The organism is Anabaena sp. UHCC 0451 (assembly GCF_034931405.1).
Lineage (GTDB): Bacteria > Cyanobacteriota > Cyanobacteriia > Cyanobacteriales > Nostocaceae > RDYJ01.
This window is the reverse complement of the sequence record NZ_JAYGHA010000016.1, coordinates 58842-70084: the sequence shown is the minus strand read 5'-3', so window position 1 is coordinate 70084 and position 11243 is coordinate 58842. Positions and strand designations below refer to the sequence as shown.

The 11243-nt window shown below is 41.2% G+C and carries 6 protein-coding genes and 1 tRNA gene; 5 read left to right on the top strand and 2 right to left on the bottom strand.

All coding sequences use genetic code 11. The features are described 5' to 3' along the window. Positions 1 to 194 precede the first annotated feature (194 nt). Positions 195 to 268: transfer RNA gene (locus VB694_RS12965), tRNA-Pro, on the bottom strand. Between the two features lie 126 nt (positions 269 to 394). Between VB694_RS12965 and lipA the strand changes: the two genes are divergently transcribed. The 4 genes from lipA to VB694_RS12945 all read left to right on the top strand — a co-directional run bounded on the left by lipA (position 395) and on the right by VB694_RS12945 (position 4846). After that, complete coding sequence (gene lipA / locus VB694_RS12960; protein ID WP_323360733.1) at positions 395 to 1264, top strand: lipoyl synthase; 870 nt, start codon at positions 395 to 397, stop codon at positions 1262 to 1264. Between the two features lie 175 nt (positions 1265 to 1439). Next, positions 1440 to 2378 (top strand): NAD(P)H-dependent glycerol-3-phosphate dehydrogenase, encoded by a 939-nt coding sequence (locus VB694_RS12955; protein WP_323360732.1) that lies wholly within the window; start codon positions 1440 to 1442, stop codon positions 2376 to 2378. Between the two features lie 582 nt (positions 2379 to 2960). After that, positions 2961 to 4211: an RNA polymerase sigma factor SigC gene (gene sigC / locus VB694_RS12950; protein WP_323360731.1), complete on the top strand. Its 1251-nt coding sequence runs from the start codon at positions 2961 to 2963 to the stop codon at positions 4209 to 4211. A gap of 179 nt (positions 4212 to 4390) precedes the next feature. Beyond that, on the top strand, positions 4391 to 4846 hold the full coding sequence (locus VB694_RS12945) for a transcriptional repressor (RefSeq protein WP_323360730.1): 456 nt from the start codon (positions 4391 to 4393) through the stop codon (positions 4844 to 4846). A 190-nt stretch (positions 4847 to 5036) separates the two neighbouring features. Here the strand turns inward: VB694_RS12945 and cobN are convergent, their stop codons facing one another. After that, positions 5037 to 8936 carry a cobaltochelatase subunit CobN gene (gene cobN, locus VB694_RS12940; RefSeq protein WP_323360729.1) on the bottom strand — a complete coding sequence of 1300 codons (3900 nt, stop codon included), beginning with the start codon at positions 8934 to 8936 and terminating at the stop codon, positions 5037 to 5039. 205 nt (positions 8937 to 9141) lie between these two features. Between cobN and VB694_RS12935 the strand changes: the two genes are divergently transcribed. Continuing rightward, positions 9142 to 11103, top strand: coding sequence for a GAF domain-containing sensor histidine kinase (locus VB694_RS12935; RefSeq protein WP_323360728.1), 1962 nt, complete (start codon positions 9142 to 9144; stop codon positions 11101 to 11103). The last annotated feature ends 140 nt before the right edge of the window (positions 11104 to 11243 follow it).

Genomic DNA, 11243 nt, shown 5'->3' with positions numbered 1-11243 from the left:
GATTTAAAATAGTTACAAAATAGAAAAAATAGAATTGATTATGGGAGGGTTGAAAGGCGCATTGCGTTTGGGATTATTCTAAAGGTTTTTAGTTATAATTATACAAGTGTTATGAAATTAAGTCTACTTCATCAAATTAGCGACACTAATTTGCGAACTGCGACAAATAATTTGGCAAGTGACACAACAACAAATCGGGATGACTGGATTCGAACCAGCGGCCCCTGCGTCCCGAACGCAGTGCGCTACCAAACTGCGCTACATCCCGTTAAAAAAATATTCATATCAACCCCATCATATCACAACCCTAGCTAAATAAAAAAAACTAAATCTTTCATAAAGGACTTTGCTTGCTAGGATTAGATTTAGATAAATTCAGTAATCAAAGCGGATTGTGACTGTAAAACCAGACTGGTTACGGGTAAAAGCGCCTCAGTGGGAGCGCGTCGGTAACGTTAAAGAAATTTTGCGGGATTTAGCCCTGAATACGGTTTGTGAAGAAGCATCGTGTCCCAATATTGGCGAATGCTTTAACGCCGGAACTGCCACATTTTTAATTATGGGACCAGCTTGTACTAGAGCTTGTCCTTATTGTGATATTGATTTTGAGAAAAAACCTCAACCCCTAGATGCTACCGAACCCACGCGACTAGCAGAAGCAGTGCGACGAATGCAGCTTAATCATGTCGTCATCACTTCTGTCAATCGGGATGATTTAGCCGATGGCGGTGCATCTCAATTTGTTAAATGTATTTCCGCAGTTCGCACTGTCTCACCTAACACTACAATAGAGGTGTTGATTCCAGATTTATGCGGAAATTGGAATGCTCTAGAAATCATCCTCCAAGCCGCACCGGAGGTACTAAATCACAACACAGAAACAATATCTCGCTTGTATCGTCGAGTACGTCCCCAAGGCAATTATGAGCGGACAATGGAATTATTACAACGTTGTCGGCAAATTTCACCCAGCACATACACCAAATCCGGTATTATGGTGGGTTTAGGTGAAACTGATACAGAAGTTCGCCAAGTCATGCAAGATTTACGAGCAGTAGATTGTGATATTTTGACTATTGGGCAATATCTCCAACCCAGTCAAAAACACCTGCAAGTAGCTGATTTTATCACCCCTACACAATTTGCAGCATGGCAAGCTTATGGTGAAGAAATCGGATTTTTACAAGTTGTTTCTTCACCATTGACAAGAAGCTCCTATCATGCTGAACAAGTTAGGGAATTAATGAAACGTTATCCCAGGTAGATTAGGTTACAGCTTACAGGTGACAGGTGACAGTGGAAGAAGGCAAGAGGCAAAAGGCAAGAGGTAAGAGGTAAGAGTTAATTAATTTTCCCTAGTCCCCAATCCCCAATCCCCAGTCCCCAATCCCCAATCCCCAATCCCCAATCCCCAATCCCCAATCCCCAATCCCTGACTAATGACTAATGACAAAAATTCAAAATCTATCGCCATTTTGGGTGCAGGTGCTTGGGGTGCAACCCTAGCAAATTTAGTGCGAGCAAACGATCATCAGGTGCGTTTGTGGTCACGTCAGGGAACGCTAAGTTTGGAGATGGTTTTAAAAGATGCGGAAATAGTCCTCTCTGCTATCTCCATGAAAGGTGTCAGAGATGTAGCTTTATTAGTCAAGTCTTTTCCCTTGTCTCCAGAGACAATTTTTGTCACAGCTACAAAAGGCTTAGATCCCCAAACTACCTGTACACCTTCGCAAATTTGGCAAACCGAATTTCCTGATCATTCAGTAGTTGTCCTGTCAGGTCCTAATTTATCTGAAGAAATTGCACAGGAATTACCAGCCGCTACCGTAGTAGCCAGCAAAAATACCGCTGCTGCTGAAACTGTGCAACAGGTCTTTTCTTCTAGTCGGTTTCGTGTGTATACTAACCCTGATCCAGTAGGTGTAGAACTAGGTGGTACACTCAAAAACGTGATGGCGATCGCATCTGGTGTCTGTGATGGGTTACATTTAGGAACTAATGCCAAAGCAGCCTTAGTAACTCGTGGCTTGACAGAAATAATTCGGATTGGCGGACTTTTTGGCGCAAAAACAGAAACATTTTATGGTTTATCTGGTCTAGGAGATTTGTTAGCAACCTGCAACAGCCCCTTAAGTCGCAATTACCAAGTTGGCTATCAGCTGGCTAGTGGGAAAACGCTGACAGAAATTCTCGCTACCTTACCAGGAACCGCCGAAGGAGTAAACACCTGTCGGGTTTTGATGCAAATATCTCAGCAGCAAAAAATTACTATCCCGATTACTGAACAAGTTTATCGGTTACTGGAAACTGAAGTTACACCTCAACAAGCCCTAGATGAACTAATGTTAAGAGATATCAAGCCAGAATATCACCAATAAAGTTACAGCTTGTGCCATGCTGTGCTATCAGCATTATTTCGTAACTCACATCCACTAATTACCAAATTATCACTAAAAAAATTGTTAAATCATCAGGAAACTACCTTCTCCATCATGTAAATATCACCATGTAGTTTATCAACAGCAAAATTACTAGGAATATGTATATACTTAGTTTTTTAAAGAACTGGTTATACCTAAGAATTCCCCTGTTGACTAGGTAATTTCCTATTTACAGGCTGGCTTTAACTGAAAAACGCCTATGAGTTCAATCAAAAACTACACTCACCGATTAACCCGGTAACAGTGTATCCTTAATAAGTTGTCTGAAAAGTCTAATTTTATACTATCCATATTTTTTAGTTCGCACAGGGTAAATTTGTTTGTGTACTAGCGAATTTTATATTCGCCACAAATTTTTCAGATAGCCCCGTTAAACCATTACAATCTTTTGCAAAGAATTGTACTGCAAAACTCAATTGTGTTATTTCAACGTGAATTACGGGAACAATAGCAACAGTTGATTAACAGACCATAATTTTAGCTGACCGTAATCTATTCGTACCTTCACAATAAGACATTATGCCAGCAACATCTTTCTATACAGATGCAGCCTACGATTCCCAAAAGTCTAACCCAACCTTGGACTCTGATCTAAATATTGATGAGGGTGATTTATCCCTAGAGGATATTCAAGATATAGAAGTCGCTGCTGTCGATCCTCATCATCTAGCTGCTAACAACAACCGCCGCAGTACAGACTTAGTACGTCTATACCTCCAAGAAATTGGCCGAGTACGTTTATTAGGACGAGACGAAGAAGTTTCCGAAGCCCAAAGAGTTCAGCGATATTTGCGGATGCGGATAGTCCTTGCTAATGCAGCCAAGCAAGGTGACGAAGTAATTGTTCCTTATTTGAGATTAGTGGAAGTTCAGGAACGTTTAGTCTCTGAATTAGGACATCGTCCCTCCTTAGAAAGATGGGCGACTACTGCTGGTATTGACCTATCTGATCTCAAACCCACGTTATCAGAAGGGAAACGTCGCTGGGCAGAAATTGCCAGTTTGACAGTCAAAGAACTAGAAGAAGTTCAATCTTACGGACTCCAAGCCAAAGAACACATGATCAAGGCCAATCTGCGTCTTGTGGTGTCTGTAGCTAAGAAATATCAAAATCGTGGTTTGGAATTGTTGGATTTAGTCCAAGAAGGTACTCTAGGCTTAGAACGAGCCGTAGAAAAGTTTGACCCCACAAAGGGTTATCGCTTTAGTACCTATGCTTATTGGTGGATTCGTCAGGGAATTACCAGAGCGATCGCCACCTCTAGTCGCACAATTCGTCTTCCTGTTCATATTACTGAAAAACTTAACAAAATTAAAAAAGCACAACGGAAAATTGCTCAAGAAAAAGGTCGCACCCCGACTTTAGAAGATTTAGCAATTGAATTAGACATGACAGCCGCCCAAGTGCGGGAAGTATTGTTGCGTGTCCCTCGTTCCGTTTCCTTAGAAACCAAAGTAGGCAAAGATAAAGATACCGAATTAGGGGAATTATTAGAAACAGATAGCGTCACCCCAGAAGAAATGCTCATGCGTGAATCTTTACAAAAAGATTTACAGAATTTACTGGCAGATTTAACTACCCGTGAACGTGAAGTTATTTTAATGCGCTTCGGTTTATCCGATGGACATCCTTACTCATTAGCTGAAATTGGCCGTGCTTTAGACTTATCACGGGAAAGAGTCCGACAAATTGAATCCAAAGCTTTGCAAAAACTTCGCCAACCCAAGCGCCGTAACCTCGTCCGTGACTATTTAGAATCTTTAAGTTAGATGAGGGAACAGGGAACAGTAAGAAGGCAAAAGGCAAAAGGCAAAAGGCAAGAGTTTATTCTTCCCTACCAATTACCAATTACCAACTAACAAAAATTCTCAATAAGTCATGATTGTTGCAAATCTATCCCAACATTTGTTATATTCTCAATTGACAGGCTTTGTTGAGAAAATTTAGTATGACTGTCTACACAACTGGTTCACTTAAGGCAGAACTAAACGACCGAGGCTGGCGTTTAACTCCTCAACGTGAAGTAATCCTACATATTTTTCAAGAATTACCACAAGGTGAGCATTTAAGCGCAGAGGATCTTTATCATCGCCTAGAAACTGACGGTGAGGGTATTAGCCTCTCAACTATCTATCGGACTTTGAAGTTGATGGCCAGGATGGGCATTTTGCGGGAATTAGAGTTAGGTGAGGGACATAAACATTATGAACTTAACCAACCCTACCCCCATCATCACCATCACCTCATTTGTGTTAGGTGTAATACTACTATCGAATTCAAAAACGAATCTATTTTGAAAATTGGGGCAAAAACAGCCCAAAAAGAAGGATTTCACCTTCTTGATTGTCAACTGACTATTCATGCTGTCTGTCCCAAATGCCAACGGGCATTAATGCCACTTTAGCCAATTCAATTACTAAGCTTCTGCGTCGAGTCCTATAAACAAGAAAGCCAGATTTAACCATCAGATAATTTGTGGTTATTGGAGGTAAGTAATTAGTGGGGGGAATATTTCTGTTTTGTCGAAGCGGAAGCATAAAAACTTCCGCTTTTGACATATTTAGTGATCAGTTGTTATTCTCTTCCTACACCTGCTATTTTTCTTCAATCGCACCTTCTGCTTCATGTACTAGATTTCGCAAATTTTCCAAAGTTTCTGGATTCACATCTGCCCATAAACCTCGCTGGTTGGCTTCCAGCAACCTTTCGGCTATATCACGTAAAGCCCAAGGGTTCTTGTCTTGGATAAATTCACAGACCATTGGATCTTGTAAATAAGTATCCACCACACCCTGATACATATAATCTTCCACACATTGAGCAGTAGCATCATAGGCAAATAAGAAATCCACCGTTGCAGCCATTTCAAAAGCGCCTTTGTAACCGTGACGCATGACTCCCGCTATCCATTTGGGGTTAACCACACGCGAACGGTACACCCGTGCAATTTCCTCTCTCAGTTGGCGGACTTTTGGCTGGCTGGTGTTGGAATTATCACCAAAATAGGTTTCGGGGTTTTTGCCTTGGAGAGAACGTACAGCCGCCGTTAAACCGCCCTGAAATTGATAATAATCATCAGAATCAAGTAAATCGTGTTCACGGTTATCTTGATTGTGTAGAACTATTTGCATTTGCTTTAAACGTTGTTCAAAAGCTTCGGTAGAGGTGGCATTATTCTTTGTCCCTGTTCCCTGTTCCCCGTTCCCTGTTCCCCCAGAATAAGCGTAAGCACTCCAATTCATGTAAGCGCGGGCTAAATCTTGATCAGTTTGCCAGTTTTGGGAAGCAATTAAACCTTGAAGTCCTGCGCCATAAGCACCGGGTTTTGAACCAAAGACACGAAATAGCGATCGCTCGTATGCTGTTTCTAAACTTAAACCTTGTTCGGTCCATAAATTAGTATCTTGACGAACTGCATCCGCTAAGGGGTTTTCCTCTGCTGGTTCATCTAAAGCTGCTACTGCTTCCACTGATTGAGAAAATAAATCAATCAAATTAGGGAAAGCATCGCGAAAAAATCCCGAAATTCTCAAAGTGACATCAACGCGGGGACGACCCAAAATTGATAAAGGTAATATTTCAAAATCTACTACCCTTCGTGCTGCACCATCCCAAACAGGTTGGACACCAAGTAAAGCCAAAGCTTCCGCAATATCATCACCACCAGTCCGCATTGTCGCCGTACCCCAGACTGATAAACCCAGAGTTTTGGGATATTCTCCATGTTCTTGGGTGTAAGTTTCAATTAGGGTTTCCGCTGCTTTTCTCCCCACATCCCAAGCCGTTTCTGTGGGAATAGCGCGAATATCCACGGAGTAAAAGTTTTTACCTGTGGGGAGAACTTCTGGCCTTCCCCTTGTAGGTGCGCCAGATGCAGCACTAGGGACATATTTACCATCTAGTCCTTTGAGTAAGTTGGTAATTTCTTGGGTTGTGTTTTCCAGTGCTGGGAGAAGTTTTGATTGTATCCACTCCATCACCTCTTTTACTGTTCCCTGTTCCCTGTTCCCTGTTCCCTGTATTATTTGTTCTACTAAATGGGCTGCGTGTTCTTCTAAGAGTTCTATTACATCGCCGTGTGTACGACAGGATTTTAAGCTCACGCAGAGACGCAGAGGCGCAGAGAGATTTTGAGGAGGAGTAAAGGGGGTGCTGTAGTCTGTTGTTAAAGGATCTAAATCTAAGCCCCAATCTTTTGCGATCGCACGGGTGAGTCCGATAGAATAACGGTTAGGGATACGAGCGATCGCTACAATTAAATCTCGTAGTTGTCTACCTTGGGGAACTTGTCCGAAAATGTGTAAACCGTCGCGAATTTGAGCTTCTTTGAGTTCGCATAAATAACCATCAAGAGAATTTAAAATTAGAGATTCAAAATTGACAATATCTTTAGCATCGGTGATACCTAAATCTTTGTAGAGATTTTCCTTAATGACTAATTCCTGGATGCGATCGCGTATTGTTGGTAAACGAGAAGGATCTAAACTTTCTGCTTCGTAATATTCATCAATTAAATTTTCTACCTGTTGTAAAGCCCCATACAGTTCAGCGCGAGTCATCGGGGGTGTCAGATGATCAATAATTACAGCTTGGGCGCGTCGTTTAGCTTGAGAACCTTCACCCGGATCATTGACAATAAAAGGATATAAATGAGGCATAGCCCCAAAAGCCACTTCAGGATAACAAGTATTAGATAAAGCCACACTTTTACCAGGTAGCCATTCTAAATTTCCATGTTTCCCTACATGAACAATTGCGTCCGCACCAAAACAACTAGAGTATTTTTCCCGCACCCAATAATAAAAAGCTAAATAATGATGAGTAGGTTCTAAATCCGGTGCATGATAATTCAAACTAGGATCATTTTCATAACCCCGTGAAGGCTGAACACCCACAAACACATTACCAAACTGAATACCAGCAATAGGTAAAAACTCTCCATTCTCTGCGACCTCTGCGCCTCTGCGGTTCGTTTCTCCAAACAAACCCCAACGCTCAACGATTCCCTGTTGTACAAATTCGGGTAACGTAGAAAAATATTTTTGATATTCCTCCACAGAAAGACTTTGATTTACAGGTTTCCAATCCTTTCCTTCTGGGTCATTTGTCACACCAGCAGTTAACATTTGTATTAACTCATCACCATCAGCAGGAATATTTCCCACCTCATAACCAGCCAACCGTAGAGCCTTGAGAATTTCCACACAACTAGCGGGAGTGTCCAGTCCTACGCCATTAGCGAGGCGGCCATTAGTGTTGGGGTAATTTGCCAAAATCAAGGCTATACGACGTTCTTGGGGTGGTTTATGGCGTAATCGTACCCAATTAGCAGCCAGTTGGGCGACAAACTCAATGCGATCGCTCACTGGTTCATAAACTACCACATCAGTTTCTAAGTCATTATTGCGAGTTTGCAAAGTTTTAAAAGACACAGCCCTGCTAATAATCCGCCCGTCTACTTCGGGTAACACCACATTCATCGCCATATCACGGGGAGTCAAACCTTGTAACTGTGATTCCCACTGTTCAACGGAACTAGCGCAAAGAATGACTTGTAAAACAGGGACATCTAATTTTTCCCAAAGTTCAATTTGGGGTGTTTCCGTTTCCAACCGCGCTAGGGAAAAACTCGTAGTATTCAGTAATAGGCTAATATGCTCAGAGTCTTTCGGCTGGAAAAACTCCATCAACTCATTACTAACACCCGGTTCACGTAAAGAAGAAACAAAAACTGGCACAGGTTGTAAATTTCGCTGCACCACAGCAGCACATAAAGCATCAATAACTTTAGTATTTCCCGCCAAATAATGAGCGCGGTAGAATAAAATACCTACTTTGGGGATTGGGGATTGGGGACTGGGGACTGGGGATTGGGGATTGGGAAGAAATTTATTCTCCTCTGCTCCCCTGCTCCCCTGCTCCTCTGCTCCTCTGCTCCTCTGCTCCTCTGCTCCCCATCTCCCCACACGGGGAATAGGTTGTGGTGGTGGGGGGTTGAATGTGGTTAATAGGGAAATATCAGTAATATATTGGAGAGCGTTAAGGAAATTTTCTATACCACCTTCTCTAAAGTATTGCCATATTTGCTGAACAATTTCTGGGGAAATAGTAGATTTTGAGATTAAATCAGGATCTAGAGCGTCATCTCCTGGCATTACAATTAAATTTGTTCCTTGACGTTGTACAATTTCCTGCACTACTTCTAAACCATAAGACCAATAGGAACTTCCTCCTAAAAGGCGCAAAACAATTACCTGAGCCAGTTCTAACACTTGTTCGCCGTAAGTATCTATACTCATTTGTTGCTGTAATTGCAGCAAGTTGGCGACTCTTAAAGCAGGAAATTGTACAGGTAATTTGGAAACTGCTGCTGCTAGGGTTTGAACGTCGGTATCAGCAGCAGTAATGAACACGAAAGGGGCTGGAGTTTGTTCTAGAAAAATTAAACCTTCTGACTGATCCCATCCGCCTGGTGTGGCACTTATACGATGCATAATTCTTTATTAATACCTTAAACTTTTGGTGAGTACACAATCACAAAAAACCAGGAAGGAAACCGTAAGTCCCTACGCACAGGCTACTTCAACCCGCAGCGTACTGGAAAGAAGTAAGCAAAAAGGATTTTAGCCTACCCTTATCCTTTGTAAATTACCTATTGCCCTACGTAGGCATTCAGCCCATCTCACTAGAATTTTGAAAATGCTGAGTTCTCCCGATTTGAGCTTTTCTCGAACCTTGCCTTTAATTATATTTAATCGGCTTGGGGAATTGTTGCAGCAGATGGCTCAAGCAGTAGGCAGTGCTGCTTTAATACTGACAGAAGCTGTGTTAGCGCGGATTAGTATTCCCGTCGAGTGGCAAAATCAACGGTTTACCCTTGTGGTTTCTGAGCAATTTAGTGCGTTGCTGCTAGGTAACATAGAAGCAGCGGAGGAGGGAAATCAGGGAATGGAGAAAGAAACAATTAACGTAGATTCCCTCAATGTTAGTTTGACATTTAATTCCGAAGCGATCGCTGTCTTTATCTCTAAATTAAGAAATTTGTTTGAGTCTAATTCCCACACTTACCAAAACATCGCCCAATATCAGCAAGTTATTTCTCCTAATGATGCGACGTTACAAAGTAAGTTCACGTTGTTGTTATTAGAATATCTCCTCCCAATTGTTAACAATGAAGTACAAACCCCTCAAATTTCTATTCCCAGCGAGGGTTTTAGTTGTCAAGCGGTGGAAGATGCCCTGACAAAACAAATTGCCCAAGAACGACTATTAAATCAAGTAACCACCCAAATCCGCAAAAGCTTGGATTTGCAAGTGATTATGGCAACGGCAATTAACCAAGTACGTGAGTTTTTGGAATTGGATAGATTAGTAATCTATAAATTCGTATCGTCTGATATCAAAACTCAAAACACATTACTTAACGGTCAATATTCACACCATGCCATAGTCAATAACAAATTTAGAGAACAAAATGATCAACATTACGAAAGTTTTATAGTCTATGAATCACTAGAGGCAAATTCTATCTCCTCTGTTTTGAATTATCAAGAAAAAGATTGCCTAAATCGAAGTTCTCAATGTTGGGAAAAGTACCACCAAGGTTTTATTTTAGCTGTGGATGATGTAGAAAAAACTTATGCCCTAGAAGCTTGTTTATTGAACTTTTTAAGAGGAATCCACGTTAAGTCAAAATTGGCAGCACCAATTATTTTTGAAGAACAACTTTGGGGGTTATTGATTGCTCATCAATGTCATACTTCTCGTAATTGGACCGATAGTGAAAAAAGCTTATTATCATCAATTGCTGAACAGTTGGCTATAGCTATTCATCAATATGAGTTAATGGGATCTTTACAAGAAGCTACCCGAACCCTCACTCAAGAAAAACAAACTCTAGAACAACGAGTTATTGAAAGAACAATGGCACTGCGAGAAGCTTTATTAGCCGCAGAAGCTGCTAATCGTCTACGAAGTGAATTTCTAGCTACAATCAGTCATGAATTACTCACTCCTTTAACTTATGTTATTGGAATGTCTTCGACATTATTACGTTGGCCTTTGGGTGAGTTGAGTCAACGACAACGCCATTATTTACAAACTATCCATGACAGCGGTGAACATTTATTAGAAATGATTAATGACATTCTTGATTTATCACAAATTGAGGCAGGTAAAACAGTATTAAATATTTCGGAATTCTCTTTGCTGAAGACAGCACAAAATATATTAGATTGTTTATTAGAAAAAGCAACAAGCGAAAAAGTTACCCTGAAACTTGATTTGCAAATTAATCCTACAAGTGATATGTTTACTGCTGATTCGGGCAGAGTAGAACAAATTCTCTGGAATTTATTGGCTAATGCTATTAAATTCACCCCAGAAGGTGGGAGTGTTACTTTACGTCTTTGGGTAGAAGACAATACTGCGATATTTCAAATAGAAGATACGGGAATTGGTATCCCCGAAGAAAAACTACCACTACTATTTGAGAAATTTCAACAACTGGATGCACCCTATCGCCGTCGCTATGAAGGTACGGGACTTGGTTTAGCTCTAACTAAACAACTTGTAGAACTTCATCGGGGTCGAATTGAAGTAGAATCCACTGTCAGCATAGGCTCAATTTTTACTGTCTGGATACCAAAACAATTAAAGTAGGGGTCAGAAGTAGGGGCTTATCCCTGACGGAACTGAAAGCATCAGCATTCGGTGTAAGGACGAAGCATTCGGTGTAAGGACGAAGCATTCAGTGTAAGGACGAAGCATTCAGTGCAAGGGCGAAGCATTCAGTGTAAGGA

Excerpts from the sequence above, each read along its gene's own strand:
- VB694_RS12955 (WP_323360732.1), top strand. The coding sequence starts at position 1,440 with ATGACTAATGACAAAAATTCAAAATCTATCGCCATTTTGGGTGCAGGT.
- sigC (WP_323360731.1), top strand. The coding sequence starts at position 2,961 with ATGCCAGCAACATCTTTCTATACAGATGCAGCCTACGATTCCCAAAAG.
- VB694_RS12945 (WP_323360730.1), top strand. The coding sequence starts at position 4,391 with ATGACTGTCTACACAACTGGTTCACTTAAGGCAGAACTAAACGACCGA.
- cobN (WP_323360729.1), bottom strand. The coding sequence starts at position 8,936 with ATGCATCGTATAAGTGCCACACCAGGCGGATGGGATCAGTCAGAAGGT.
- VB694_RS12935 (WP_323360728.1), top strand. The coding sequence starts at position 9,142 with ATGCTGAGTTCTCCCGATTTGAGCTTTTCTCGAACCTTGCCTTTAATT.